General features: G+C 70.0%; 28 protein-coding genes. 12 read left to right on the forward strand and 16 right to left on the reverse strand.

Features of this window, described 5'->3' with window-relative positions:
* Positions 1-1044, reverse strand: a complete 1044-nt coding sequence (locus ACFOW8_RS13630) for an aldo/keto reductase (protein ID WP_378550883.1) — start codon at positions 1042-1044, stop codon at positions 1-3.
* 82 nt (positions 1045-1126) lie between these two features.
* Here ACFOW8_RS13630 and ACFOW8_RS13635 point away from each other — a divergent pair, with 82 nt between their 5' ends.
* Positions 1127-1738: a TetR-like C-terminal domain-containing protein gene (locus ACFOW8_RS13635; RefSeq protein WP_378550885.1), complete on the forward strand. Its 612-nt coding sequence runs from the start codon at positions 1127-1129 to the stop codon at positions 1736-1738.
* 161 nt (positions 1739-1899) lie between these two features.
* Here the strand turns inward: ACFOW8_RS13635 and ACFOW8_RS13640 are convergent, their stop codons facing one another.
* Positions 1900-2505 carry a TIGR03086 family metal-binding protein gene (locus ACFOW8_RS13640; protein WP_378550887.1) on the reverse strand — a complete coding sequence of 202 codons (606 nt, stop codon included), beginning with the start codon at positions 2503-2505 and terminating at the stop codon, positions 1900-1902.
* A 146-nt stretch (positions 2506-2651) separates the two neighbouring features.
* Here ACFOW8_RS13640 and ACFOW8_RS13645 point away from each other — a divergent pair, with 146 nt between their 5' ends.
* On the forward strand, positions 2652-2891 hold the full coding sequence (locus ACFOW8_RS13645; protein WP_378550889.1) for a hypothetical protein: 240 nt from the start codon (positions 2652-2654) through the stop codon (positions 2889-2891).
* A gap of 8 nt (positions 2892-2899) precedes the next feature.
* Here the strand turns inward: ACFOW8_RS13645 and menD are convergent, their stop codons facing one another.
* Both menD and ACFOW8_RS13655 read right to left on the reverse strand, forming a co-directional pair.
* Positions 2900-4531 carry a 2-succinyl-5-enolpyruvyl-6-hydroxy-3-cyclohexene-1-carboxylic-acid synthase gene (menD, locus tag ACFOW8_RS13650; protein WP_378550891.1) on the reverse strand — a complete coding sequence of 544 codons (1632 nt, stop codon included), beginning with the start codon at positions 4529-4531 and terminating at the stop codon, positions 2900-2902.
* 171 nt (positions 4532-4702) lie between these two features.
* A complete protein-coding gene (locus tag ACFOW8_RS13655) occupies positions 4703-5149 on the reverse strand; it encodes a DUF6918 family protein (protein ID WP_378550893.1) in 447 nt (148 codons plus the stop codon).
* A gap of 140 nt (positions 5150-5289) precedes the next feature.
* On the opposite strand from ACFOW8_RS13655, the gene ACFOW8_RS13660 reads away from it, so the two are divergent.
* The 5 genes from ACFOW8_RS13660 to ACFOW8_RS13680 all read left to right on the forward strand — a co-directional run bounded on the left by ACFOW8_RS13660 (position 5290) and on the right by ACFOW8_RS13680 (position 9954).
* Complete coding sequence (locus ACFOW8_RS13660) at positions 5290-6183, forward strand: 1,4-dihydroxy-2-naphthoyl-CoA synthase (protein ID WP_378550895.1); 894 nt, start codon at positions 5290-5292, stop codon at positions 6181-6183.
* 9 nt (positions 6184-6192) lie between these two features.
* Complete coding sequence (locus ACFOW8_RS13665) at positions 6193-6585, forward strand: VOC family protein (protein ID WP_378550897.1); 393 nt, start codon at positions 6193-6195, stop codon at positions 6583-6585.
* Positions 6586-6940: 355 nt separating this feature from the next.
* Positions 6941-8074, forward strand: coding sequence for an o-succinylbenzoate--CoA ligase (menE, locus tag ACFOW8_RS13670; protein WP_378551190.1), 1134 nt, complete (start codon positions 6941-6943; stop codon positions 8072-8074).
* A gap of 75 nt (positions 8075-8149) precedes the next feature.
* Positions 8150-9133 (forward strand): ATP-binding cassette domain-containing protein, encoded by a 984-nt coding sequence (locus tag ACFOW8_RS13675; RefSeq protein ID WP_378550899.1) that lies wholly within the window; start codon positions 8150-8152, stop codon positions 9131-9133.
* Positions 9130-9954 (forward strand): ABC transporter permease, encoded by an 825-nt coding sequence (locus tag ACFOW8_RS13680; RefSeq protein ID WP_378550901.1) that lies wholly within the window; start codon positions 9130-9132, stop codon positions 9952-9954. Before ACFOW8_RS13675 ends, ACFOW8_RS13680 begins: the two co-directional genes overlap by 4 nt.
* Positions 9955-9987: 33 nt before the next feature.
* Here ACFOW8_RS13680 and ACFOW8_RS13685 read toward each other — a convergent pair whose 3' ends face one another.
* Positions 9988-14079 (reverse strand): BTAD domain-containing putative transcriptional regulator, encoded by a 4092-nt coding sequence (locus tag ACFOW8_RS13685; protein WP_378550903.1) that lies wholly within the window; start codon positions 14077-14079, stop codon positions 9988-9990.
* Between the two features lie 261 nt (positions 14080-14340).
* Between ACFOW8_RS13685 and ACFOW8_RS13690 the strand changes: the two genes are divergently transcribed.
* Together ACFOW8_RS13690 and ACFOW8_RS13695 are read left to right on the forward strand one after the other, a co-directional pair.
* Positions 14341-14805: an SRPBCC family protein gene (locus tag ACFOW8_RS13690; RefSeq protein WP_378550905.1), complete on the forward strand. Its 465-nt coding sequence runs from the start codon at positions 14341-14343 to the stop codon at positions 14803-14805.
* A 22-nt stretch (positions 14806-14827) separates the two neighbouring features.
* Complete coding sequence (locus tag ACFOW8_RS13695; RefSeq protein WP_378550907.1) at positions 14828-15697, forward strand: 1,4-dihydroxy-2-naphthoate polyprenyltransferase; 870 nt, start codon at positions 14828-14830, stop codon at positions 15695-15697.
* Positions 15698-15711: 14 nt separating this feature from the next.
* Here the strand turns inward: ACFOW8_RS13695 and ACFOW8_RS13700 are convergent, their stop codons facing one another.
* The 5 genes from ACFOW8_RS13700 to ACFOW8_RS13720 form a co-directional block, all read right to left on the reverse strand.
* Positions 15712-16095: a phage holin family protein gene (locus ACFOW8_RS13700; protein WP_378550909.1), complete on the reverse strand. Its 384-nt coding sequence runs from the start codon at positions 16093-16095 to the stop codon at positions 15712-15714.
* Positions 16096-16158: 63 nt separating this feature from the next.
* Positions 16159-16740, reverse strand: coding sequence for a Clp protease N-terminal domain-containing protein (locus ACFOW8_RS13705; protein WP_378550911.1), 582 nt, complete (start codon positions 16738-16740; stop codon positions 16159-16161).
* On the reverse strand, positions 16740-16961 hold the full coding sequence (locus ACFOW8_RS13710) for a helix-turn-helix domain-containing protein (protein WP_378550913.1): 222 nt from the start codon (positions 16959-16961) through the stop codon (positions 16740-16742). Before ACFOW8_RS13710 ends, ACFOW8_RS13705 begins: the two co-directional genes overlap by 1 nt.
* Positions 16962-17004: 43 nt before the next feature.
* Positions 17005-18090, reverse strand: a complete 1086-nt coding sequence (locus ACFOW8_RS13715) for a PLP-dependent cysteine synthase family protein (RefSeq protein ID WP_378550915.1) — start codon at positions 18088-18090, stop codon at positions 17005-17007.
* Positions 18087-18404, reverse strand: coding sequence for a DUF4229 domain-containing protein (locus tag ACFOW8_RS13720; RefSeq protein WP_378550917.1), 318 nt, complete (start codon positions 18402-18404; stop codon positions 18087-18089). Before ACFOW8_RS13720 ends, ACFOW8_RS13715 begins: the two co-directional genes overlap by 4 nt.
* 162 nt (positions 18405-18566) lie before the next feature.
* On the opposite strand from ACFOW8_RS13720, the gene ACFOW8_RS13725 reads away from it, so the two are divergent.
* The 3 genes from ACFOW8_RS13725 to ACFOW8_RS13735 all read left to right on the forward strand — a co-directional run bounded on the left by ACFOW8_RS13725 (position 18567) and on the right by ACFOW8_RS13735 (position 19799).
* Entirely contained in the window at positions 18567-18776 is a 210-nt protein-coding gene (locus ACFOW8_RS13725) for a BldC family transcriptional regulator (RefSeq protein WP_019049435.1), read from the forward strand.
* A 120-nt stretch (positions 18777-18896) separates the two neighbouring features.
* Positions 18897-19088: a hypothetical protein gene (locus tag ACFOW8_RS13730; protein WP_378550920.1), complete on the forward strand. Its 192-nt coding sequence runs from the start codon at positions 18897-18899 to the stop codon at positions 19086-19088.
* A 63-nt stretch (positions 19089-19151) separates the two neighbouring features.
* Entirely contained in the window at positions 19152-19799 is a 648-nt protein-coding gene (locus tag ACFOW8_RS13735; RefSeq protein WP_378550922.1) for a hypothetical protein, read from the forward strand.
* Between the two features lie 65 nt (positions 19800-19864).
* On the opposite strand, the gene ccsB is transcribed toward ACFOW8_RS13735, so the two are convergent.
* From ccsB to ACFOW8_RS13765, 6 genes are read right to left on the reverse strand one after another with little or no spacing between them, the layout of a single operon-like run.
* Complete coding sequence (gene ccsB / locus ACFOW8_RS13740; RefSeq protein WP_378550924.1) at positions 19865-20827, reverse strand: c-type cytochrome biogenesis protein CcsB; 963 nt, start codon at positions 20825-20827, stop codon at positions 19865-19867.
* Positions 20827-22455, reverse strand: a complete 1629-nt coding sequence (gene resB, locus ACFOW8_RS13745) for a cytochrome c biogenesis protein ResB (RefSeq protein WP_378550926.1) — start codon at positions 22453-22455, stop codon at positions 20827-20829. The genes ccsB and resB overlap by 1 nt, the downstream gene beginning before the upstream one ends.
* On the reverse strand, positions 22455-23270 hold the full coding sequence (locus ACFOW8_RS13750) for a cytochrome c biogenesis CcdA family protein (RefSeq protein ID WP_378550928.1): 816 nt from the start codon (positions 23268-23270) through the stop codon (positions 22455-22457). Before ACFOW8_RS13750 ends, resB begins: the two co-directional genes overlap by 1 nt.
* On the reverse strand, positions 23267-23500 hold the full coding sequence (locus ACFOW8_RS13755; protein WP_378550930.1) for a hypothetical protein: 234 nt from the start codon (positions 23498-23500) through the stop codon (positions 23267-23269). The genes ACFOW8_RS13750 and ACFOW8_RS13755 overlap by 4 nt, the downstream gene beginning before the upstream one ends.
* On the reverse strand, positions 23497-24138 hold the full coding sequence (locus tag ACFOW8_RS13760) for a TlpA disulfide reductase family protein (RefSeq protein WP_378550932.1): 642 nt from the start codon (positions 24136-24138) through the stop codon (positions 23497-23499). Before ACFOW8_RS13760 ends, ACFOW8_RS13755 begins: the two co-directional genes overlap by 4 nt.
* Positions 24135-24761 (reverse strand): histidine phosphatase family protein, encoded by a 627-nt coding sequence (locus tag ACFOW8_RS13765; RefSeq protein WP_378551191.1) that lies wholly within the window; start codon positions 24759-24761, stop codon positions 24135-24137. Before ACFOW8_RS13765 ends, ACFOW8_RS13760 begins: the two co-directional genes overlap by 4 nt.
* Positions 24762-24823: the final 62 nt, after the last annotated feature.

Raw genomic sequence — 24823 nt, forward strand, 5'->3', positions numbered from 1 at the left:
CTACGCCGCCGGGACGGCAGGCGGGTTCAGCCGGGCGAAGTCCGGCAGCCGGTGATACGGGTAGTACGGGTACGGGGGCGTGGTCGCGCTGGCCGCGTCAAGGGCGGCCCGGTGCTCCGGGTCGAGCTGCCAGCCGACGGCGCCCAGGTTCTGGCGCAGCTGTTCCTCGTTGCGGGCACCGATCAGGACACTGGCGACGGTGGGCCGGGTGAGTAGCCAGTTGAGGGCGATCTGCGGCACGCTGCGCCCGGTATCGGCGGCGATCCGGTCCAGGACGTCGACGATGTCGTAGAGGCGCTCGTCGTCGACCGGCGGACCCGCCTGCGCGGTTTCGTGCAGGCGACTGCCGGACGGGAGTGGTTGCCCGCGCCGGACTTTGCCGGTGAGCCTGCCCCAGCCGAGCGGACTCCACACCACGGCGCCGACGCCCTGGTCGGCGCCGAGCGGCATCAGCTCCCACTCGTAGTCGCGCCCGGCGAGTGAGTAGTAGACCTGGTGGGCGACCGGCCGTTCCACGCCGAGTTCTTCCGCGGTGGCCAGGGCTTTCATCAGCTCCCACCCCGCGAAGTTGGAGACGCCGAGGTAACGGATCTTGCCCGCGCGCACCAGATCGTCCAGGGCGGTGAGCGTTTCGGCCAGCGGGGTGCCCGCGTCGAAGGCGTGGAGCTGGAACAGGTCGAGGTAGTCGGTACCGAGCCGCCGCAGGGAGGCCTCCACCGCGCGGATCAGCCTGGCGCGTCCCGATCCGGCCTCGTGCGCGCCGGGACCGGTCGGCAACGCCGATTTGGTGGACAGCAGTACCTGTTCACGGCGGCCCTTGATGGCGGCGCCGAGCACCTCTTCCGAGGCGCCGTCGGAGTAGACATCGGCCGTGTCGAAGAGGGCGACGCCCGCCTCCAGGCTGATATCCACCAGGCGCCGTGCCTGGGCGGCATCGGTATCGCCCCAGGCGCTGAACAGCGCGCCCCGTCCGCCGAAGGTACCCGCACCGAAACCGAGCGCGGGAACGAGCAGACCCGATGCGCCGAGCCGACGGTACTCCAAGAGAACTCCTAAGGGGTCTATAGTGTCGTTAACGCCTTCGACAGTACACCCGATTCGGCACAAATGAAACAGGAGTTCCGTTATGGATCACGATATCGCGTGGCCCGGATCCGTTCGCCCAGGTGGGCGCACCGCCCGCGTCCGGGAATCGGTGCTGCACGTCGCGGGTGATCTGCTCGCCGAGCACGGCTTCGCCCAGCTGGACCTGGCAGCGGTGGCCGCCACCGCCGGCGTCGGCAAGACCACCGTCTACCGGCGCTGGCGCACCCCAGCGGGCTTGGTCGCCGACCTGCTGGTCGACATGGCCGAGCAGTCGCTGCCCCGCGTCGACACCGGCACCCTGCTCGACGATCTGACCGCCAACGCCCGCCTGGTCGCCAGGACTCTCGCCGACCCACGGCAGGGCAATCTGTTCCGCGCCGTCATCGCCGCGGCGACCCTCGACGAGGTCACCGCGACGGCGCTGCACACCTTCTACGACGTCCGGCTCACCGAATGGGCACCCTGCGTCGACGACGCCGTTGCTCGCGGCGAAGCCCCCGCAGGCACCGATGCGCGTGCGGTGCTGTCTGCGGTCTCGGCACCGCTGTACTACCGCCTGCTCGCCAGCGGCGACCCCATCGACCAGGCCGCCGCGGACGAGTCGGCCGCGGCCGCCACCCTGGCCACCATCGGCGGCACCTTCGTTCGCTGAACGCCGGGCGCGATCGCGGCCGAACCTCGCCTGCGACGAGCGAACCGGCCAGGCCTTCGGTGCGGTGGCCGCAGGCAGCCGGGGCCGATCGGTCCCCGGCGGAGGCGATGACGCCGGTGCCACGGCAGGCGACCGGCCCGTTGCGGATCGCTACGGAACGCTCAGCGGCTCGACACTTCACGCACGCCGGCCTGCGCAGGCTGCCAGCCCGGATCACGTCCGGTCAGGCCGAGCAGCCGATCGAGATCAGGCGCGTCCGCGGCCACCTCGACCACCGGACCGAAGAGCCCAGGTGTGCCCGACGGGTCGGTCTCGCTCAGGAATTCGAGCAGAATCGGCAGGTAGCCGGGGTCGACGCGCAATGTCTGGCCGGTGGCGGCGGCCAGGTCCCAGGCATGGATGGTCACCTCGTCGAGGGCGACGATCGCCATCACCGCCGCCGGCATGATGACGCCGCCCGCCTCGGTGTCGCCGTCCCAGGCCGCCGGGTTGCGCCACGCCGTGGTGAGCGCGTCGAGCCGAGCCGGGATGAGCGTGCGCCAGTCGGCGGCGAGCGCGTCATCCAGACTCGGCGGTACCGACCGGCCGACCGCCTCCTTGGTCGCCGCCTGGCGGAACGCCTCGGTCAGGCCGACCACGTGGGCGAGCACGGCACCGACCGTCGTGTCGGCACATGGCGTCGGCGCGTCGAGCTGATCATCGGCGATACCCGCGACAACGGTCGCGAGGGCGTGAGCGGCGGAGGCGAAGTCGAAATGCGGATCCATGGATGCTCCTGGGAAGTTCGGACAGCCGTATCCGTACAGACGACCCGGGCTCCCGGAAATCATCGCTTGCCGAGTCGGCGTGATCGGCGCACGCTGGTAGGCGTACCGATCAGTGACACCACGCGGCGACGACCTCAGGAGCACAGATGATCGACTACGACACCGCCCGACCGCTGGACGAGGTCCCCGAGGCCGATCGGATCGAACAGGAACAGTCGGCCTACCTCGCCGACGACCCGGACGACCCGGCCTTCTCCGATGCCGCCGACTACCGCGGCGAACTCGCCTCCACCCTCGATCGGGACGCCGATCCCGCCGACGTCATCGAGCAGGCCATCGCGGTGCCCTACGACGACAGCGACGGGTTCGCCGACGCCGAGGAGTAGCGGATCAGCTAGCCAGCGATCTTCGACCGCACGGCGGCGTGCAGTTCCCGCAGACTCGAACGTTCGGTCGCCACTTCGATCACCCGCAGACCGTGCGCCTGACCGGCCAGCTCGATGGCCAGCTCGCCGGGATCGACCTGCTGGTGCGGAATTCGGTAGGCGGCACACAACGCAGCCAGGTCCATGCCGTGCGGCGTGCCGAAGACCCGCTCGAACACGCCCGCGTATTGCGGATCGCCCTGTTCGAGCAGTTCGAAGATGCCGCCGCCGTCGTCGTTGGCGACGATGATGGTGAGGTTGTCCGGGCGCGGTTCGCCACGCCCGATGAGCAGGCCGGACGCGTCGTGCAGGAAGGTCAGGTCGCCCATCAGCGCGATGGTGCGGCCGGGGTGGGCCAGCGCGGCGCCGACCGCGCCGGAGACGGTGCCGTCGATCCCGGCGACGCCCCGATTGGACAGCACCCGCACGCCCGGCCGTTGGTGCGAGACCAGCGCGGCGTCGCGCACCGGATTCGAGGCGCCGAGCAGCAGCTGGTCACCGTCGCGCAGGGCGTCCATGACCACCGCGGCCACATGCAGACCGGTCGCCTTCGGATGCGCGGCGAGTTCGGCGCGTACCACCGAGCTCGCCTGCCGGTTCAGGTCGGCGCATCGCGCAAGCCATTCCCGTCGCGGCGCACCGCTGGTCACCGCCCTCGTTCCGGTGCCGACGACATTGCCGGAGACATCGGGCCAGCGCGGGCCGGTGGTGAGCGCGAATACGGTGACCTCGGGATCGGCGAGCACCCGCGAGACCTGCCGGTGCAAGGTGGGGCGGCCGGTGATGATCGCCTGCGCCGGTTTCAACAGCGGGAGCGCCAGCGGATGCAGGGCGGGCCCGTGCATCGGGGCGGTCGGCTCGGCGACCGTCGGCAGGGCGGCCAGTTCGGGTAGCAATCGCGCGCCGTGGCCGGAGATGACCACCGTGTCCGGAGTGAGGTCGATGTCGAGCGGGACGTCGAGGGTGGCGTACTGGGTGGCCGTCCACGGCCGGTCACCGTCGCGGCCGGGAGGCAGCGGATCGTCGCTGTGCTCCGGGACGAGGGGCTCACGCAGCGGGATGTCGAACTGCACCGGACCCGCGTTGCCGGAGCGGGTACCGCGGGCCGCGGCGAGCACCCGGCACACCGCCGAGCGCCAGACACTGTTCTGCCGCGGATACGACGACTCCCCCGCCTCGGCTTCGGCCAGCCCGAGGCTGATGGTGGCACGCACCTGGCTACCGAACAGCCCGAGCTGTTCCACCGTCTGATTGGCGCCGGTACCGAGCATCTCGTAGGGGCGATTGGCGCTGATCACGATCAGCGGCACCCGCGCGTAGTTCGCTTCGAGCACCGCGGGGCCGAGGTTGGCCACCGCAGTCCCCGAGGTCATCACCACCGGCACCGGCCGCCCGGACGACACCGCGAGACCGACCGCGAGGAAGCCCGCGGTGCGCTCGTCGATGCGCATGTGCAGCCGCAGCCGTCCCGCCGCGTCCGCCGCCTGCAGTGCGAAGGCCAGTGGGGCGTTGCGCGAACCGGGGCACAGCACCACCTCGCTGACCCCGCCACGCACGAGCTCGTCGACGACCACTCGTGCCTGCGCAGTTGACGGATTCACCACCCCAGACTGTCAGACCAGGGAACCCCCGTCTGCCCCAGGTCCTGGTTGTCTCCGTCACCTCATCCGGCCGAAGTGTGAGTGTGGTCACTTTCCGGGATGCGACAGGCCGGTGCGAGAACTCGCACCGGCCTGTCGAGGTCGATCGCGGCGGGCGTACCCGCCGTTGGCTCAGCCCGCGTGCTTCTGCACCAGGTCGGCCACCCGCGGCAGGGCCTCGACGACGTGCTTCTTGGCCGAGCCGCGCATGGAGGAGTACACCTTCTGCAGGGCGGGGCGGGTCGAGGCCTCGGCGCGGGCGTCGGTGACCGACAGCAGCGCCTCGGCGACCTCGTCGGACTTCGCCGAGAGCAGGTCGGCGAAGGTGCCGGTGCCTGCGGTGGTGAATTCGGCCCAGTACGGCTGGAGCTGGTCGAGCAGCTTCGGCGCCAGCGAGGCGAGAGCGTCGGGGACGATGGACGGGCTGATCTTCTTGACCGCCGCGTAGCCACCCTTCACTGCCAGGCCGGACGCACCACCTTTGTCCGAGACCTCGGCGTCGAGAACCTCGACGGCGTCAGCAAGGAAAGCCGGACGCTTGGTGTCGTCGAGCAGGGATTCAGACAGTGCTGCAACCACTTTCAGGTTCCTCCGGATCGGTTCGTTGAACGAGCACGCGCAACTATACGCATCGGGTCTTGCAAATACGCGGCGACCGCTCCACCTGCGCCGTCACGACCTCGTACCGGACGCATTCGCCATAGGGCAATATCGTGGTCGTGACTTTCGATGCGAAGCTGTGGCGGCCCGTTCCCGGGTTCGAGGACCTGACCGATATCACCTACCACCGGCATCTCGAGCAGGGCACGGTGCGGGTGGCCTTCGACCGGCCCGAGGTGCGCAACGCGTTCCGCCCGCACACCGTCGACGAGCTCTATCGCGCGCTCGACCACGCCCGGATGTCGTCGGATGTCGGCGCGGTGTTGCTCACCGGCAACGGGCCGAGTCCCAAGGACGGCGGCTGGGCGTTCTGCTCCGGCGGCGATCAACGCATCCGCGGCCGCAACGGCTACCAGTACGCCAGCGGCGAGACGGCCGACACCGTCGACGCCGCCCGCGCGGGCAGACTGCACATTCTCGAGGTGCAGCGACTGATCCGGTTCATGCCGAAGGTCGTGATCGCGCTGGTCAACGGCTGGGCGGCGGGCGGAGGGCACAGCCTGCACGTCGTCTGTGATCTGACGCTGGCCTCGCGCGAGCACGCGCGGTTCAAGCAGACCGACGCCGACGTCGGCTCGTTCGACGGTGGTTACGGCAGCGCGTATCTGGCGAAGATGGTCGGGCAGAAGTTCGCCCGCGAGATCTTCTTCCTCGGCAGGCCGTACACCGCCGAGGAGATGCATCGGATGGGGGCGGTGAACAAGGTCGTCGACCACGACGAGCTGGAGAACGTGGCGTTGGAGTGGACCGCCGATATCAACGGCAAATCACCGCAGGCCCAGCGGATGCTCAAGTACGCGTTCAACCTGCTCGACGACGGCCTGGTCGGCCAGCAGCTGTTCGCCGGCGAGGCGACCAGGATGGCGTACATGACCGATGAGGCGGTCGAGGGCCGCGACTCGTTCCTGGAGAAGCGCGAGCCCGACTGGACCCCCTACCCCTGGTACTTCTGAGGACACGTCATGGAGATTCTCACCAGCCGGATCATCGTGCGGCCCAGCGATTACGCGCGCACGCTGGAGTTCTACCGGGACGGGCTCGGCCTCGCCATCGCCAGGGAGTACCCGGGTGGCACGGTGTTCCACGCCGGGCAGTCGCTGATCGAGGTCGCCGCGCACGGCGGCAGTGGCGATCCCGGCACCTTCGACGGCGCGATCTGGTTGCAGGTGCGTGAGATCTCCGACGCTGCCGCGGAGTTGGCCGTCAAGGGCATCGCGATCGAGCGGGCTCCGGTGCTCGAGCCGTGGGGGCTGTGGGAGATGTGGGTGCGCGACCCCGACGGCGTGGCGATCGTGCTGGTCCAGGTTCCCGACGAGCACCCGCTGCGGCGCGATCAACGCTGGTCACCGGAGTGAACGTGGCGCCGGACCGGACAACCGACTTGCCGATCCCGGTCCGGCCGCGCACGATTAGCTGCGAGCAAGCGCCCGACCGCTGTCGTCCGGATCGCCGTGCGAGAACTGTCCGTCTACTGAATCGCAGTCGCTATGCCTGGCATTTTCGAACCACTTTCCGGCAAACCGACCCGTTGGCCGGGTCCGCGCGGTCGCATGACACGATCGAACCCGTGAGGGCGCGCATTGGGCTGTATCCGGAGGTGGTGGGCATGAGGGAGCGCAGCGAGCGAGCCATTTTCCTGCCCGCCGTGCGTACGCCGCAGCCGGGCACGGGCGAGGCGTCGGCGTGAGCAAGACCCTTCGCACACTGCAGATGCCGACCGGTTCCGGCGTCGGCGAGGTGCTTCCTCATCTGCGGCAGGCGCTCGACGGCAGCGGCCCGGCCTGGCTGCCGATCCCGACCACCGACCGCCGCGAGGCGCGCAGGCTCTCCGACGCGCTCAAGCCGGGCGATCCGATCGATGACGACGTGGCCCTCGTGGTGACCACCTCCGGCACCACCGGCATCCCCAAGGGCGCGCTGCTCGGCGCGGCGGCCCTGCGGGCCAGCGGCAACGCCACCCACGCCAGGCTCGGCGGACCCGGCGCCTGGCTGCTCGCCCTGCCGACCCACCACATCGCGGGCATCCAGGTGATGCTGCGCAGCATTCTGGCCGGCACCGAGCCGACCGTGCTCGACGTGTCCGGCGGCTTCCTGCCTGAAGCGCTCGCCGGTGCCGTCGCGGCGATGCGTGGGCCGCGCCGCTACACCGCGCTGGTGCCGACGCAGCTGATCAAGTCGCTGGATTCGCCGGTGGCGGCGAAGGCGCTGGCCGAACTCGACGGCGTGCTCGTCGGCGGCGCGGCGACCCCGCTGCCGATCTACGAACGCGCCCGCGACGCCGGCATCACCGTGGTGCGCACGTATGGCATGAGCGAGACCTGCGGTGGCTGCGTCTACGAGGGCATCCCGCTCGACGGCACCGAGGTGCGGATCGAGGACGGCCGGGTGCTGCTCGGCGGCGCGATGATCGCGCGCGGCTACCGCAACCTGCCCGACCATCCGGCCTTCGCCGAGCCCGGCTGGTTCCGCACCGAGGACGCGGGGGTCTACGAGGACGGCGTGCTGTCGATCACCGGCCGCCTCGACGAGGCGATCATGACCGGCGGCCTGCTGGTGCTTCCGCAGGTGGTGGAGGCCGTGCTGGCCAATCACGCCGGGATCAGCGAGTGCGTGGTACTCGGGCTGCCCGACGAGCGGCTCGGTCAGCGGGTCGCGGTGGCGATCGTGCCGGTGCCCGGTGCCGAGCCGACGCTGGAGGAGATCCGCGCCCATGTGGTCGCCGAGCTCGATTCGATCGCCGCGCCACGCGAGCTCGCGGTGCTGAGCGAGATCCCGCTGCGCGGACCCGGCAAACCCGACCGCAACGCCCTGCGCGACCACCTGCTCGCCAACTCGCGCCACTGACCTCGAGCGCGCTTGCGCGGCGGACGACATCGCCACGCAAGGGCCGTGCAAGCGGACGGGGGCACCGTTGGCCGCATGACATACACACCAAGTGCGGCCCTCGCCGTCGAGGCGGACGGTCTGGTCAAGGTGTTCGGCAAGCAGCGTGCGGTGGACGGGGTGAGCCTGGCGGTGCCGCGCGGCTCCGTCTACGGCGTGCTCGGTCCGAACGGCGCAGGCAAGACGACGACCATCAAGATGCTCGCGACGCTGCTGCGTCCCGATGCCGGTAGCGCCAGGATCTTCGGGCACGATGTCGTCGAACGGCCGACCGCGGTGCGCTCGCTGATCGGCGTCACCGGCCAGTACGCCTCGGTCGACGAAGCGCTCACGGCCACCGAGAATCTGGTCATCTTCGGCAGGCTGCTCGGCTTGCGCAGACCGGAGGCCCGGCGCAAAGCCGCCGAACTGCTGGCCGAGTTCGACCTCGCCGAGGCCGCGAACAAGCCGCTGAAGAACTTCTCCGGCGGTATGCGCAGACGCCTCGACCTCGCCGCCAGTCTCATTGCCACCCCACCGCTGCTGTTCCTGGACGAACCGACCACCGGACTCGATCCACGCACCCGCGCCCAGATGTGGGACACCATCCGCCGCCTGGTCGACGCGGGCGCGACGGTGCTGCTCACCACCCAGTATCTCGACGAGGCCGACCAACTGGCCGACCGCATCGCGGTGATCGACCACGGCCGGGTGATCGCCGACGGCACGGCCGACGAACTGAAGGCGTCCGTCGGCGGCTCCTCGGTGCACCTGACGCTGCTCGACCGCGACCAGCTCGACGAGGCCCGCCGCATCGTCGGCGACTTCCTCGGCGTGGCCGCGCAGATCAGCCCGGAGGCAGGCCGGCTCACCGCGCCGCTGCCCGACGCGAACCTGACCGCGGAACTGCTGATCAGGTTGCGCGACTGGGAGGTCGGCGTCGAGGAGATCACCGTCACAAAACCGACTCTCGACGAGGTCTTCCTCACCATCACCGGCCATCCGGCCGAATCCGACGACACCGAACGGAGCGCGGCATGACCGCAGTCCTCACCGCGCAAGTCCACACCGCCGACCTCGCCGGGACCGGCGCTCGGATCGGGCTACGCGAGACGGTTTCCACCTCGTTCACCATGGCCTATCGCGGCCTGCTCAAGATCAAGCACGATCCGATCCAGCTGTTCGACGTGACGATTCAGCCGATCCTGTTCACCGCGATGTTCACCTACATCTTCGGTGGCGCGATCTCCGGCAGCGTCGGCGACTACCTGCCGGTGCTGATTCCGGGCATCCTCGTGCAGACGGTGATCCTCACCTCGGTGGTCACCGGCACCCAGCTGCGCGAGGACATGGACAAGGGCGTCTTCGACCGCTTCAAATCCCTGCCCATCGCGCGGGTTTCGGCACTGGCGGGCGCGCTGCTCGCGGACATGGTGCGCTACGGCATCGCCGCCACGCTCACCGTGATCGTCGGCCTGTGCCTCGGCTATCGCCCCGGCGGCGGCGTGGCGGGGGTGGTCGCCGCCTGTCTGGTGGTGGTGGCCTGCTCGTTCGCGATCAGCTGGTTGTGGGCGCTGGTCGGGGTCACCGGCAAGAGCGCAGGGTCGGTGCAAGGGATCTCGATGATGGTGATGTTCCCGCTCACCTTCATGTCCGGCGCCTTCGCACCAGTGAGCACGATGCCGGGCTGGATGCAGGCGATCAATCACGCCAACCCGGTGTACTACTTGGTCAACGCGTGCCGGGACCTGATGAACGCCAACGTGTACGGCAGTGCGCTGGCGTGGTCGCTGGTCGGTTCGCTGGCGGTGATCGCGATCTTCGCGCCGCTCACCGTCCGTGCGTACATGCGCAGGGCCTGAAGCCGCCGCACCGGCGCACGGCGTCCGATCCGGTCAGGGGCGGATGCCGTTGTCGTCGAGGTCGGCGACGAGATCGATGATGCGCCGGGCCGCGGCCAGCCTGCGGGTGCCCGTCACCGCGCTGGTCACCGCGGTGACGGTGTCCGCGCCCACCGCGTCGCGGTGCAGCGCGAGGTGGCGGGCCAGTGCCATCGACGGCCCGTCCTGCCTGGCTTCGGTGATCCCGGCCAGCAGCAGCAGTTCCAGGCCGTCACGGTCGCGAAAACCGGTGGCCAGCAGGTAGGAACCGACCGCGCAGCCGACCGCGCCGATCTGCGGCAGGTCGTAGAACTGCGCAAGCTGCGCTTCGGCCCGCCCGACCAGGTGGGCGATCAGATCGGTGGCCGCGACCGCCCGGCCGTGCAGGACGTGCGCGCTGGCCGCCGCGGCGGTCAGCATCAGGCCGCCGGGGCCGGGGGCCGGGTCGAAATCGGGCCAGCCGAGCAGGTCGAGCGCGCGGCGGTAGTGCCGCAGGCCCGCATCGATGTCACCGTCGGCCAGTTCGAGTTCGGCGACCGCGTTGGCGACGGTGGCGATCCGGTGGTTGCGCCGGATCGCCGGATCGTCGACAAGGGCGATGCCCGCGTCGTCACGGCGCAACGCGAAGGCGAGCTCGGCGCGAGCCTGTTCGCGGTGTCCGCTGCCGATCAGCGCCGACGCCAGATAGCAGCGGCTCTCCATGATCTCGTCGTGCATCCGCAGCCGGACCATCGGTTCCAGCGCCCGCCGGAAATGCCCGACCGCGTCGGCGTAGCGCGCGGACTGGCTGCACAGCTGGCCGAGGTGCTGGCACACCAGCGCGGTGCCCCAGACTTCCACCGGGTCGAGATCGGCGAGGCAGCGCATGGCATCCCTGGTCGAGCCGTGGACATTGCCCGCGTTCTCCCAGATATTGGCGCGCGCCGCGGTCGCCGCCACCCGGACTCGGGAATCCGGTGAATGCGCACCGACGGCCAGCAAACGGCCGATGCGGAACCCGGTGGGCCGCACCGTGATCAGCAGGCCGAGCAAGCGCAGTCCCGGATCGAGGCCGGGATGCGCGCACAGCCGACGCACTCTGGTCCGCACCCGGCCGATCAGCCGCGGGTCCGCGTCGTCGGTGCCGGCGAACATCATGTTCAGGCAGGTGAGAGCGTAGGCGATCAGCTGGAGGTCGGCTTCGTCGCCGGTGCGCGGCTCCGGCGGCAGTAGCGCGACCAATCGCGGTGCCCACCCGGTGAATTCGAGGTGCGCGCCGCGCATCATCCACACCATCGCGACCGCGGGGAAGACCGTGTACGCGGTGGCCGCGTCGCCCCGATCGGCGGTGTCGCGCAGGATCGCGACCAGGTTGTCCAGTTCCACCGATACCGCGTGTACCGCTGGTACCTGATCACCTGCGCGATAGGTGCGGGTGGCGCTGAGCGCGAATTCCCTGGCCCAGCAGGCCATCCGGTCCTCGATCAGCGCGGATTCGCCGCCATCGCTCCCGGCGTCGGCCACCGCGAGCTGTTCGGCACCGAACTCGCGCACCGTCTCCAGCATGCGGTAGCGGATGCCACCGCTGTCCGGGTCGTCGAGCACGCCGAGCAGCGACTGCGCCACCAGACCGTCCACCGCGCCCGCCACCTCGACCACCTCCGGCCCGGCCGCGACGACCTCGGCCGCCCGCAGCGTGAACCCGGCGGGGAACCGGCTCAACCGGCGCAGCGCGACCTGCTGGTCGGGTTCGAGCAGGTTCCAGCTCCACGCGATCACCGCGTGCAGGGTGCGATGCCGCTGCGGCGCGGCGCGATCGCCACTGCGCAGGAGGGCGAATCGGCGCACGAGTCTGGTCTCGATCTCGGCGACACTCATCGTGCGCACGCGCGCCGCCGCGAGCTCGATCGCCAACGGCAGGCCGTCGATGGCCCGGCACAGGCGGGCCACGCTCTCGGGGTCGAGGTGGACGTCGGGACGGACGGCGCGGGCGCGCGCCGAGAACAGCTCGGTGGCGGGCGAACCCGCCGCGTCGACCGGCAACGGAGGCAGCGGATACACCGATTCCGCGGTGATCGTCAGCGGCGAGCGGCTGGTGGTGAGGACGGTGAGCTGGGGGCAGCTGCCGATCAGTTCGGCGACGAGTTCGGCGGCCGCGTCGATCACGTGCTCGCAGTTGTCCAGGATCAGCAGGGTCGGCCGAGCGGACAGCGTCTCCCGCAGCCGCCTGCCGGCGTCGAGCGACCTGCCAGGGCGCAGTGAAGCGGGGTCGCGGATCACCTCACCCACCCCGAGTACCTGCGCGATCGCCGCCGCTAGATCGACCGCCGCGCTCCCGGTCGCGGGCCGCACCGACGCCAATTCGACCAGCACCACCGGCACCGATCCGGCGAACTCGGCCCCGATCGCATGGGCGACCCTGGTCTTCCCGGTCCCGCCGGGACCGAGCACGGTGGTCACCCGCGACCGGCCGATCAGCTCGGCGATGGCGGACAGATCGTCGGCCCGGCCGAGCAATTCGTTCGGCGCGGCCCGCAGACCGAGGGCGGTCGGTACTTGGGGCCGGTCCGAGGCGTGATCGTCACCGGGCGACGCCGAGCCCGAGGCGCCGACCCGGCGCGAATCGTCCAGCGGTGAGTTCGTGGTCCCGATCCATGCCGGGCCGGGCGCCACCGCTCCACCGCGACCCGGCCAGGCCGAACCGTCTCGCGGTGACCGGTGATCCGCCGTCCCAGCCGGTTCCCGCGGGCCTCCCACACGTGCCTGCGTTCCGGCACCGGCGGCCTGGCTCGGCAGCTCGCCGCCAGGTGGATCCGGCCACGGGCGGTCACCCTCCCGACCGGGCAGCGGCGCGGTGCCGGGCGATACGGCCCTCCCCGAGTCGTCCGTCGGTGGCCGGTGATCCGTGGTCGCGGACTGTGGGCCTGACCTGCCCTGCTGGGCACCTGCACCGGCGCTATCCGGGGTCTCGGCGCCGGGCACGACCGAACCCGGCGACGGACTGTCACCGGCAGGGTCTGGCAGTGGTGCGTCGGCCGCACGACCGCGTGAACCGTCTGCGGCGGCGGCCTCGGGCCGAGGCGCAGCACGTGGGGACCCGTCGACGCCCGGTACCTCCGAGGAGCGGGGCAGACGATCGCCGTCGGCGGGCGGAGGAGCCACGCCGAGCGCAGGAGCGGTCGGATGCGGGGAAGGGTCTCCCCCGGCCGGATGAGGTCGGGTGCGCGGTGCGGTGTCCCGAAGCCGTTCGCCGCGGAATGTCGACCCGGTGTGCGGTGGCGCCTGGGCCGGTTCGCCGTTCGCGGCCACGGCGCCGCCGAACCCGGGCAGGTCGACCGGCTCGCCGCGCAGGATGGCTGCGTTCAGGGCGAGCAGCGCCGGGCCTGGGTCGGCGCCGAACTCGGCGATCAGGCGGAGGCGGTACGTGGCGAAGACCTCGAGCGCCTCGTTGGTGCGCCCACTGCGGGCGAGCAGGCGGATGAGGGTGGTGTGGGCTGGCTCGTCGAAAGGCTGGGCGGTGGCCGTGGTGCGGGCGAGCGGGAGGGCCGCGGTGAGCTCCCCCATGGCGAGGTGGGCCGCCAATTCGACGTGATCCAGGTCGCGGCGGAGCTGATCGGCGGCGGATCGCAGGTCGTCGGCGGGGACCGAATCGGGGAGGTCGGCGGCGGGCTCGCCGCGCCACATGGCGCGGGCGGCGGCGACCGCGGTCAGGCTCGCGGACGGGTCGTGCGCGGCGAGCCGGGTGGCGGCAGCGGCGGCGAGCGCGGTGGCCGCCGACAGGTCGACGCTGTCGGCGGGCAGGCTCAGCCGGTATCCGGCCGGACCGATTTCCAGGGCCCCGTCGGGCAGCGCCGCCCGCAGCCGGGAGACCTGGGTGTGCAGCGCGTTCATGGGCGCCCGCGGAGGCTGGTCACCCCACACCTCGTCGATCAGGGCCTGCGCGCCGCGTGCGCGTCCCTGTCGCACGGTGAGGGCGGTGAGCAGCAGCCGTGCCTTCGCTCCGGGAAGCGGGCGCAAGACCCCGTCGCGGCGGATCGCGATCGCGCCGAGCACCCCGACGAGCACGCGGGAGCAGGCCGCCCGAGCGTCGGACGGCGGCGCTCCGGAGCCGAGATGCTGTGCAGACATGCCGGGATCAATCGTAGGCGAGAAGGGCCTCCGGCTGACATCGCAGCACACCGGCGATGCCCGGCCCCCTCGGCGCGGCGGAGCCGGGCGATGGCACCGCCGGCCACCCGGATGGCGCGACCACCCGAGCACCGGCGGGGCCATGCGGACTGCGAGCCCACCGCAGCGACCGTGCGGCACAGGAAACCGCGCCGATGCCGACCGAGAAGACACCGGCCCGGTGCCGCGAACCTGTCACCACCGCGCCCTATGCTGTGCCACATGGGCGACTTCGAGGTGGTCCGGCGCACGACCATTGCCGCCGAACCCGCACGCATCCACGGTTTCGTCAACAACTTCAAGAAGTGGCGGCTGTGGTCGCCATGGGAGGACGCCGACCCACAGCTCGGCCGCACCTATACCGGCCCGGAGTCCGGGGTCGGCGCGCACTACGCCTGGCGCGGCAACCGCAAGGCGGGCGCAGGCACGATGGAGATCAAGGCCGACGCCGAGCGCGAGATCGGGATCGAGCTGGCCTTCGAGAAGCCGTTCAAAGCCACCAACTTCGTGGTCTTCACGCTGGAGCCGGTCCAGGGCGGCACCGAGGTCACTTGGAAGATGACCGGGACCAGATCCGGGCTGATGGGCATGGTCGGCAAGGTGTTCCCCATCGACAACCTCATCGGCAAGGATTTCGACAAGGGTCTGGCGCGGCTGAAGACGATCGCCGAGGCGGCCGGTTCGTAGCGGCGGGGCTAGGCTTCGATCCATGGCTACAGCAGCGGAATGGATCGAGGGCGCCCGGCCGCGGACGCTGCCCAACGCGATCGCACCGGTAATCGCCGGCACCGGGGCGGCCGCGTCGATCGATGGTGCCGTCTGGTGGAAAGCGGCACTGGCGCTGCTGGTCTCGCTGGCCCTGATCGTCGGGGTCAACTACGCCAACGACTACTCCGACGGCATCCGCGGCACCGACGACGAGCGCGTCGGCCCCCTGCGGCTGGTCGGTTCGAAGCTGGCCTCCCCCACAGCTGTTCGTACCGCGGCGGTGCTCAGCCTGGGGGTCGGCGCGGTCGCCGGCCTGGTCCTCGCCGTGACCACGGCCTGGTGGCTGGTGCTGATCGGCGCGCTGTGCCTGGCGGGGGCCTGGTTCTATACCGGCGGCAGCAAACCGTACGGCTACAGCGGTTTCGGCGAGATCGCGGTCTTCGTGTTCTTCGGCCTGATCGCGGTGCTCGGCACCCAGTACGTGCAGGCGCTGCGGGTCGACTGGGTGGGCCTGCTGCTCGCGGTCGGCGTCGGCGCGTTCTCCAGCGCGGTGCTGGTGGCCAACAATCTGCGCGACATCCCCACCGACACCGAGTCGGGGAAGGTCACGCTCGCGGTGAAACTCGGCGACGCGCGCACCCGAACCCTGCATCTGGTGCTGCTCGCGGTGCCCTTCGTGATCAGCCTCGGGCTGGTTGCCCGCACACCGTTGGCGCTGGCCGGACTGCTCGCGATTCCGCTGGCGATCCGGGCCAACGCCCCGGTGCGCACCGGCAAGGGTGGGCTGGAACTGATTCCGGCCCTGCGTGATTCCGGGCTGGCGCTGCTGGCCTGGTCGATCCTCAGCGCGCTCGCCGTCGGCCTCGGTTAGACGTTGTCCTGGACTCAGTCGTTGTCCGGGACAAGGATGCCGAGCACCCAGTTGACCAGCGAGATGATCACGCCACCCCAGAACGCCGCCCAGAAGCCGTCGACCCGGAGACCGTAGTCGGACAGCTCGGTGATCTTCGCGGTCAGCCACAGCATGCCCGCGTTCACGACCAGCAGGAACAGCCCGAGGGTCAGGATCACGAACGGCAGGGACAGGAGCTTCACGATCGGCTTGATAACGGCGTTCACCAGCGTGAACACCGCTGCGACAAGCAGGATCACCAGGGCTTTGCCCCAGTTCCCCGAATCGGCCGGGGTCAGGATGTCGATCTTGTCGATCCACGCGACCGCTGCCCAGATGGCAATGGCGTTGATGACCAATCGAATGGCTAGCTGCATACCGTCATGCTAGGCCGGAATTCGGACATCGCGCCGGGACTGACACACACCGGTGCCAAGAATTCACGCCGCGCGGTCGAGCAGTCCGTAGACGTCGGCACGCAATGCCGACACCGTGTCCTCACCGCCGAGCAGCTCGGCGGCCGACGGTTCGGCGTCGCGCAGCACACCGAGCAGCAGGTGGGCCGAGGTGATCCCGCGGTCCTTCCGATGTACGGCCTCGCGCAGTGCCAGCTCGAGCGACTTCTTCGCGGCGGCGGTGAACGGGATATGTCCCCAGTTGTCGCCGAGCAGCCGGGCGAGCATCCCGCGCCGTGCTTCCGGTTCGGCGGCCGCCCAGGCATCCGGGCCGAAATTCTCGACGACGCTGGCCTGTACCGCGTCGAGGTCCACACCGATCGAGCGCAGCGCCTCGGCGTCGTCGGCACCGAGCGGACCCGCGTTCGCCCGTTCGGCCATCGCGGCGCGCAGCTCGTCGCCGGTGATTCCGCGCGCGGTCAATACTGCCGCCAGCGCCGGGTCGGCGTGCTCGACGACGCCGAGCAGCAGGTGCTCCGGTTCGATCCGGCTCGCGCCGAGGTCGCGTGCCTCCTGCTGCGCCGCCACCACGGCCGCGCGGGCATCCTGCCCGAATCTCTCGAACATCAGCGGGTACCGCCCTTCCGGTTGTGCTTCTGATGCACCGCCTGCTTGCTCACCTCGAGCGCCTCGGCGATCGCCTGCCAGGACCAGCCGTTGGCCCTGGCGTTGGCGACCTGAATGGTCTCGAGGCGGTCGGCCAGCCTGCGCAGCGCGAGTACGGCCCGCAGGCCGACCGCCGGATCGGGACTTCCCGCCGCCGAGGCGAGCGTTGGAGCATCGGTCATGGCGGCGCAGGCGACACCGCCGGTCAGGACTTCGCCGAGTGGATCAGCCGTTCCAGCGACCCGTCGCCGCGAATTCTGCGAGGACGGCAGTGGGTCCGGTGAGATCGAGCTGCTGGCTCTCGACCCAGGCATCGTCGAAGTAGGTGCCCGCGTAGCGATCGCCGCCGTCGCACAGCAGGGTGACGATGCTGCCGCTGCGCCCAGCGCGCAGCAGCTCGGAGACCAGATGGAAGGCACCCCACAGGTTCGTCCCCGTCGACCCGCCGACGCGACGGCCGAGCGCCACGCCGGCATGCCGCGCGGTGGCGACCGAGGCCGCGTCCGGGACGACGATCATCCGGTCCACCACCTGACCGACGAACGAAGGCTCGACCCGCGGCCTGCCGATGCCCTCGATCCGCGACGGCATCCCGGTCTCGTAGCCCGCGTCACCGGTCTCGTAGCCGCCGAAGAACGCCGAATGCTCGGGATCGACGACGGCGAGTCTGGTCGCGTGCCTGCGGTAGCGGATGTAGCGGCCGATGGTGGCGCTGGTGCCGCCGGTTCCCGCGCCGACCACGATCCACTCGGGCACCGGATGGGTCTCCAGCGACAGCTGCTGGAAGATCGACTCGGCGATGTTGTTGTTGCCACGCCAGTCGGTGGCCCGCTCGGCATGGGTGAACTGGTCCATGAAATGCCCGCCGGACTCGGCGGCGAGCCGCTTGGCCTCGGTATACATCTCCGGCGGCCGGTCGACGAAATGGCAGCGCCCGCCCTGTGCCTCGATCAGCGCGACCTTCTGCGGCGACGTGCTCGCCGGCATCACCGCGACGAAGTCGAGACCGAGCAGGTTGGCGAAGTAGGCCTCACTCACCGCCGTCGAACCCGACGACGCCTCCACCACGGTCGTCCCCTCCGTCACCCAGCCGTTGCAGATCGCGTAGAGGAACAGCGAACGCGCCAGCCGGTGCTTGAGACTGCCGGTGATGTGGGTGGACTCGTCCTTGAGGTACAGCTGCACCGGCCAGTCGGCGGGCAGGGGGTAGCGCAGTAGGTGGGTGTCGGCGGAACGCTGGGAGTCGGCGTCGATCAACCGCACCGCGTTGTCGACCCAGTCCCGCGGGGCGCTGCGGTCGAGGTACTTCACGCCTCGTCGTCACCCCGCAGGCGGGCCCGCAGCTGGGCCTTGTCCTGGCGGCGGCGCGCGTCGACCACGGCGATGTCCTCGTTGACCCTGGTCCGCAACTTCTTGAACAGGGTCAGCGACAGCGGCATCGCGACGATCAAGGCGAACAGGGCCGCCACGACGATCGGGATCTCGACTCCGATGAGATAGGCCACGCCCATGATCGCCGCGGCGATCAGCACCACCAGCCCGAGCCGGGCCAGCGTGTAGAGGGCCAGATTGCGGAAGAGCCGCTTCCCCGCGCCAGAACCTTGCTGACCAGTTGCTTCAGTCACCACCACAGCCTAACCCCCGGCGAACAGGCCGACGCGGCCCTGTTCGCGCCTTTTGTCTATTACTTCCTCTTTACCAACAGTAGGTGGTTCGACTACGTGGGGGTCGCAGTGCGACGATGGCGCCATCTGATGAGGGAACTGTCGAGAACGGAGAGGTTAGCTATGACTGCGATCACCGTCGGCGGCCAGGACACTCTGCTGACACCAGGCCAAGTGGCTGCAATGTTCCACGTAGACCCGAAGACCGTCACTCGGTGGGCCCATGCGGGCAGGCTCGGTTCGCTGCGCACGCCGGGCGGACATCGCCGATTCCGCGAGTCCGAGGTCCTGCAGTTGCTCAAATCGCTCACCACCGAGGCAGCGCCCCGCTGACTTCACCCGGCCGGACGCGAGCCCGGAAACGTGGGCTCGCGTTCGCCGGAAATTTCCCTTCCGTTGCACATGTGCACACAGCGCGGACACGGCTACCCTCGATAGCAGGAGGTGAGCGACGTGACGTACCTGTTGGCACTCATCGCGATCGTGGCCGTGGCGGTGCTGTGCTGGAAGGCCTTCGGCCCCGAGATGCCACGCAGGCCTTCGGGCCCCGGCGGTCGCAGGCCGATTCTCGGCCCCGACGACGACCCGGAATTCCTCTGGCGCCTCGGCAAGCAGCACCGGGACGACTCCGGTACCGACCACTGAGGCGTGAGCCCTCGCACACACCCCCGATGCACCGTGAAAAACGTGGATAGATAACGTATTCCGGTGATCGATGTGCAGCAGAGTTCCATTCCGACCACTTGGCGCGCGGCCGACGGCAGCGCCGTGACGTTCACCGAGGCCAGGTCGGCGTGGACTCGCGCGGCGCACGACGTGCTGGCCGAGACCGCCACCCGGTTCAACAACTTCATCGTCAACACCGAGCTGGCCGAGCTGGTCCAGGAGGAATCCGGGATCCGCACGCAGGTGAAATGGCAGCATTGGCTGCCGGTGGTGCTCGATCGGGTCACCGAGCACTGTCACAAGAACAACGAACCACCGCTGAGCGCGCTGTGCGTGCGCAGGAACCAGACGGTGAGCACCGGCTACCGTTACATCCTCGAGCTGGCCGGCCTGCCGATCCCTGACGACCTGGAGATGCACGCCGCCGCCGCCCGCTGGCAGTGCTACCAGCACTACGCCACCGATCTCCCCGCCGACGGCGGCCTGCCAACCCTCACCCCCAAGGTCGCGGCCGTGCGCCACCAGACCACTCAGACCCTGGCCGCCGCGGAAGCTGCGGAAGCCACCAAGCCCAAGCGCACCACCACCCGCCAGCCCACCGCGGCCCCCAAGCCGGAACCGGTCCGCAAGCCGGTCTGCCTCACCTGCCACGTCGAACTCCCGGCCAACAAAATCTGCTACTACTGCTGATCGGTCACGCACAGCACGAAGGCTCGGACGCTCCAAGAGCATCCGAGCCTTCGTCCGTCCTCCCGTCAGCTCAACCCGGCATAGCTGTGCAAACCGCTGATCACCATGTTGATGATGAACAGGTTGAACAGCATCGCCACGAAGCCGGCGACGTTGATCCAGGCGGCCTTGGTGTCGCGCCAGCCGGAGGTGGCGCGGGCGTGGAGGTAGGCGGCGTAGAGGACCCAGGCGATGAAGGAGCAGGTTTCCTTGGGGTCCCAGCCCCAGAAGCGGCCCCAGGCGGCTTCGGCCCAGATGGCGCCGAGGATGACGCCCGCGCCGAAGAGAGGGAAGCCGATGATGGTGGTTTTGTAGGCGAGCTGATCGAGGGTACGGGCGTCGGGGAGGCGGCGGGCGATGGTGCCGAAGATGCTCGACGATTCCTCGCCTGCGGGCTGGCGCATGCGGAACAGGTAGAGCAGGCTGGCGACGCCGGAGACCAGGAATACACCGCTGCCGACACTGACGATGGTCACGTGGATGGGCAGCCAGAACGAGCGCAGCGCGGGCACCACCGGCGCGGCGTCGGCGTAGAGGACCGTGCCGGACAGGAACATCAGGATCAGCACCGGTACCAGCAGGAACACCCACATCGACCGGTAACGCTGGTCGCGCAGGAAGTACAGACCGATCACCACGGCGGCCGCGGTGGCCATGGTGGTGAACTCGTACATGTTGCCCAGCGGGAAACGGTGTGTCGCGAAACCGCGCAGCACGATGGAGAGCACGTGCAGCGCGGCTCCGAGCACGAGCACCGCGAAGGCCATGTTGCCGAGCCGTTCCGCGGTGGAACGGTCCGGCGTCTCGATGCGACCTGGAACCGCCGGATCGGCGGGCGCGCCCGCGGTCACCAGCTCACGCGCCGCGACCTGCTTGGCCCGCGCCGAGGCGTACTGCACCAGCAACAGCACCAGCGCCAGCGCGTAGATCGCCATGGACGACATGAAGGCGAAGTCGCTGTAGCGCGCCACCGTTTCGTCGATCGGCATCAGTTCTCCGTTCCCAGCAGGCGTGCCCGCAGCCGGTCGAATTCGCCGCCCCAGCCCGCCTGATCGCTTCTGGCCAGACCGCCCATCTCTACTACGGTCGGTCGTTGATCCACGGTACCCGGCGTCGTCCCGGCCGGGTACGCCCGGATCCAGATCCGGCGGCGTTTCACCAGCAGCGACACCAGCAGCCCCGCCATCATCGTGAGCGCGCTCACCAGCACCCACTGCTGCGCCGGGTCGTGCGAGACCTGCAGATTCACGAACTCCTTCGCGCCGTCGAAGCGCACCTGCACGCCGCCGGGCAGGGTGGTCGACTCACCCGGACGCAGGTTGACCCGCGCCTCCTTGGTGAGCCTGCCTTGCTTGATCATCTCCGGGTCGAGCGCGAACAGCGACTGCGAGCGGCCGGTGTCGAGACCGGTGTTGCCGCGGTAGATGTCGACGGCGACGGCCGGATCGTCCATCCGCGGGAACGACGAGGTGAGCAGGCTGCCGTGGAACAGCGCGGTCGGCGCGAACAGTCCCTCGATGGCGATCTGGTTCTTCGTGCGTTCCTCCTCGGTGGCGTACATGCCGCCAGGCGGATCGATGCGCAACACCCCGCTGGACAGGAAGGTCCTGGCGTCGTCGGGCCGCCACTGGATGGTCTCGGTACGGGTCTCGCCGTTCGGGAAGGTGACGGTGAACGTCGGCGCGAAACCGTGACCCTGCAGGTAGACCCGGTCACCGGCGACCCGGAGCGGGTGATTGACCCGCAGTTCGGTGCTGCGCCAGGTGTCGGTGGTGAGGTCGTCGCCTGCCTGGTAGTCGATGTTCGAGGTGAACATCTCGGCCTGGCCGGTGGGCAGGTAGTCGGCCTTGAAGTCCTTGACCCGCACACACAGCGGCGTCATCCCGGTGCCGTCGTTGACATTGCCCGCGCGGAACGAGTCGTACACCGCGGGCGAAGTGGTGCAGAACCCCGGCCCGTTGTCGGCGATCACGATGACATTGCCCTCGTAGCCGAACAGCTTGCCCAGCGCGATCGAGGCCAGCAGCCCCACCAGCGACAGGTGGAATATCAGGTTGCCGAACTCGCGCAGGTAGCCCTTCTCCGCCGAGAGGGTCACCTCGCCCTCGCGGGTGCCAGGCCGAACCTCGGTGCGCCAGCCGCGCAGCTGCCCGCGGGCCCGCTCGACGACGTCGGCGGCGGCACCGTCGGCGGTGTCGCGCGCGTGGTGCGGCAACCGGCCGAGGTTGCGCGGCGCGGCCACCGGTGGGGTGCGCAGCGCACGATAGTGGTCCAAGCAGCGCGGCAGGATGCAACCGACCAGGGAGATGAACAGCAGCACGTAGATGGCGGTGAACCAGAAGCTGCCGAACACGTCGAACAGTTCGAACCGGTCCATCCACGGACCGAGCGTCGGCCGGTCGGCGATGTACTGCTCGACCTTCTGCGTGTTCAGGCTGCGCTGTGGCAGCAGCGCGCCCGGGATCGCGGCCAGTGCCAGCAGGAACAGCAGCACCAGGGCGGTGCGCATGCTGGTCAGGCCGCGCCAGGTGTTGCGCAGGAAGGCGAGGACCCGGCCCGGCAGCGACTGCCGGACGGGCGGGGTCGGGGTGGTGGGAGTGGTCAGTGTGTCGGTCATCAGATCGGGAGAGTCACCTCGGAGACGAACGCGTCACGCACCCAGCTGACGAACTGGTCCCACGCCCCCGTGACCAGCGCGACGCCGACGGCGACGAGCAGAACACCCCCGATTACCTGAATGGTGCGCGAATTGCGCCGCAACCAGCCGACCCCGCGCAGCGCATTGGCCGACCCGAACGCCAGCACGACGAACGGCAGGCCGAGCCCGAGGCAGTACGCCACGATCAGCACCACACCGCGCGCCGCGGTGGTGCCCTCGGTCCCGGCCGACACCGCCATCACCCCGGACAGCGTCGGGCCGAGGCACGGCGTCCAGCCGAGCGCGAAGACCCCACCGAGCAACGGCGCACCGACGATGCTGGTGAAGCGGCGCGGTTCCATCCTGGTGTCGCGCTGCAACGCGGGCACGAGACCGATGAACACCAGGCCCATCAGGATGGTCACCACACCGCCGACGCGCTGCAGCACTTCCCGATTCACGTTGAGTGTCTGGATCAGACCGAACACGGTGGCGGTTGCCAGCACGAACACCACCGTGAATCCGGCGACGAACAGGCCTGCGGCACCGGCCACCCGCAGCTTCGCGCTCCGACGGGTCGCGGTGAGCGTGGTCGCCTGCGTGGCCGTGGCAGGCGGTGCCTCGGCACCGACCAGCCCGGCCAGATACGACAGGTACCCCGGCACCAACGGCACGACACACGGCGAAGCGAACGACACCAGGCCCGCGAGCAGGCAGGCTCCCAGCGCCAGCAGCAACGGACCCGATGCCGCGGTCTGCTGGAAGGAATCCCCGACTGCGGCGAGCGTGTTCACTCGGTGGCGCCCGTGTCCTCGTCACGCTGCTCGTCGCGGGGCAACGCCAGGGTGCGCTCGGTCTCGGCGGGCTCGGCCGGACCGAAATCGAACAGGCCCGCACCGGCGACGCTGCGCGGGACGGTGGCGATGCCCGCCCAGCGATCGTCGACGGTCCACCCCGCTCCCATGCGGCGGGCACCCTGGCGGGGGCGACACGCGGTCAGATTTCCGGGACGACGACGGCTCACTGCTTCTCCTCGGCGGCGATGCGCTCGACCACGGGCTGCAGATCCTCGGCCAGTAGCGAGCGAAGGAAGACCGCGGCGACCCGGTGCTGACGATCCAGGATCAACGTGGTCGGAATGACACTGGTGGGAAAGTTCCCGCCGAGGGCGAGCAGAGTTCGCATCGACGGGTCGTAGATGGACGGGTACTGGACCTTGTTGTCCACCACGAAATCCTGGGCCTTGTCACGCTGGTGGTCGCGGACGTTGATCCCCAGGAACGCGACGCCGTTGTCTTTCGTCGCCGCGTAGACCTCTTCGAGCGCGGGCGCTTCGGCGCGACACGGGCCGCACCACTGCCCCCACAGATTGACGACCACGATCTGGTCCGGGAAATCCTCGACCGAGATGGTCTTTCCCTCGTTCATCAGATCGGGTCCCGACAGCTTCCCGATGGTGCCGCGCTCAGCGGGCGGATCGTAGAAGATGTCGGTTTTGCCACCGGGCGAGACGAACTCGAAGGTCCCGCCGCCGGTGGCCACCGCGTCGGTGCCTGCCGCGCACCCCGCCGCCGCGATGACGACGAACAGGGCGGAGGCGGCCGCGATCAGCGCCCGCAGCCGATGGCTACGGGCGGTTCCCGTTGCGGTGGAGCGTCTCATGCGCCGTGAACCGAGGGGTCGGAGGCGCCCGCTGGCTCGGAGTACACGATGTCGACCAGCGTATCGCCGTGATAGACCAGCGAGGTCAGCGACGCCAGCGAGCACTGCCGGTTACGCGGGTCGTGCCAGAGCCGCTGTCCCTGCAGGAACCGGCGCAGCGTCCACACGGGCAGCTGATGCGACACCAGCACCACCTCGTGCCCCGCGCCCTCGACACGGGCCTTGTTGACCGCGGCCAGCATCCGGTGCGCGATCTGCAGGTACGGCTCACCCCACGACGGGGTGAACGGGTCGCGCAGCTTCCACCAGTGCCGCGGCTTGCGCAGTGCGCCGTCGCCGACGGATACCCGCAGGCCCTCGAAGGTGTTGCCCGCTTCGATCAGGTTCTCGTCGGTGCGCACGAACACGTCGTGCGCGGCCGCGATCGGGGCCGCGGTCTCCTGGGCGCGCTGCAGCGGGGAGGCGATCACCAGGGACACGTCGTGGTCGGCCAGCGACCTGGCCACCGCCGCGGCCTGCGAGCGGCCGGTCACCGACAGGCTGAAGCCCGGCAGGCGGCCGTAGAGGATGCCGTTGGGGTTGTGTACTTCACCGTGGCGCAGCACGTGGACGATGGTTTCCACGCCTGCCGGGTCGGTGTCGAGAGCGGGGGGTGCGGCGGCGGGCGCCGGATGCGGCGCGTCGT

Origin of the sequence: Nocardia rhizosphaerae (genome assembly GCF_042650365.1) — a bacterium.
GTDB classification, from domain to species: Bacteria; Actinomycetota; Actinomycetes; order Mycobacteriales; family Mycobacteriaceae; genus Nocardia; species Nocardia rhizosphaerae.

Excerpts from the sequence above, each read along its gene's own strand:
- ACFOW8_RS13635 (WP_378550885.1), top strand. The coding sequence starts at position 1,127 with ATGGATCACGATATCGCGTGGCCCGGATCCGTTCGCCCAGGTGGGCGC.
- ACFOW8_RS13640 (WP_378550887.1), bottom strand. The coding sequence starts at position 2,505 with ATGGATCCGCATTTCGACTTCGCCTCCGCCGCTCACGCCCTCGCGACC.
- ACFOW8_RS13645 (WP_378550889.1), top strand. The coding sequence starts at position 2,652 with ATGATCGACTACGACACCGCCCGACCGCTGGACGAGGTCCCCGAGGCC.
- ACFOW8_RS13665 (WP_378550897.1), top strand. The coding sequence starts at position 6,193 with ATGGAGATTCTCACCAGCCGGATCATCGTGCGGCCCAGCGATTACGCG.
- menE (WP_378551190.1), top strand. The coding sequence starts at position 6,941 with ATGCCGACCGGTTCCGGCGTCGGCGAGGTGCTTCCTCATCTGCGGCAG.
- ACFOW8_RS13675 (WP_378550899.1), top strand. The coding sequence starts at position 8,150 with ATGACATACACACCAAGTGCGGCCCTCGCCGTCGAGGCGGACGGTCTG.
- ACFOW8_RS13680 (WP_378550901.1), top strand. The coding sequence starts at position 9,130 with ATGACCGCAGTCCTCACCGCGCAAGTCCACACCGCCGACCTCGCCGGG.
- ACFOW8_RS13685 (WP_378550903.1), bottom strand. The coding sequence starts at position 14,079 with ATGTCTGCACAGCATCTCGGCTCCGGAGCGCCGCCGTCCGACGCTCGG.
- ACFOW8_RS13690 (WP_378550905.1), top strand. The coding sequence starts at position 14,341 with ATGGGCGACTTCGAGGTGGTCCGGCGCACGACCATTGCCGCCGAACCC.
- ACFOW8_RS13695 (WP_378550907.1), top strand. The coding sequence starts at position 14,828 with ATGGCTACAGCAGCGGAATGGATCGAGGGCGCCCGGCCGCGGACGCTG.
- ACFOW8_RS13700 (WP_378550909.1), bottom strand. The coding sequence starts at position 16,095 with ATGCAGCTAGCCATTCGATTGGTCATCAACGCCATTGCCATCTGGGCA.
- ACFOW8_RS13705 (WP_378550911.1), bottom strand. The coding sequence starts at position 16,740 with ATGTTCGAGAGATTCGGGCAGGATGCCCGCGCGGCCGTGGTGGCGGCG.
- ACFOW8_RS13710 (WP_378550913.1), bottom strand. The coding sequence starts at position 16,961 with ATGACCGATGCTCCAACGCTCGCCTCGGCGGCGGGAAGTCCCGATCCG.
- ACFOW8_RS13725 (WP_019049435.1), top strand. The coding sequence starts at position 18,567 with ATGACTGCGATCACCGTCGGCGGCCAGGACACTCTGCTGACACCAGGC.
- ccsB (WP_378550924.1), bottom strand. The coding sequence starts at position 20,827 with ATGCCGATCGACGAAACGGTGGCGCGCTACAGCGACTTCGCCTTCATG.
- resB (WP_378550926.1), bottom strand. The coding sequence starts at position 22,455 with ATGACCGACACACTGACCACTCCCACCACCCCGACCCCGCCCGTCCGG.
- ACFOW8_RS13760 (WP_378550932.1), bottom strand. The coding sequence starts at position 24,138 with ATGAGACGCTCCACCGCAACGGGAACCGCCCGTAGCCATCGGCTGCGG.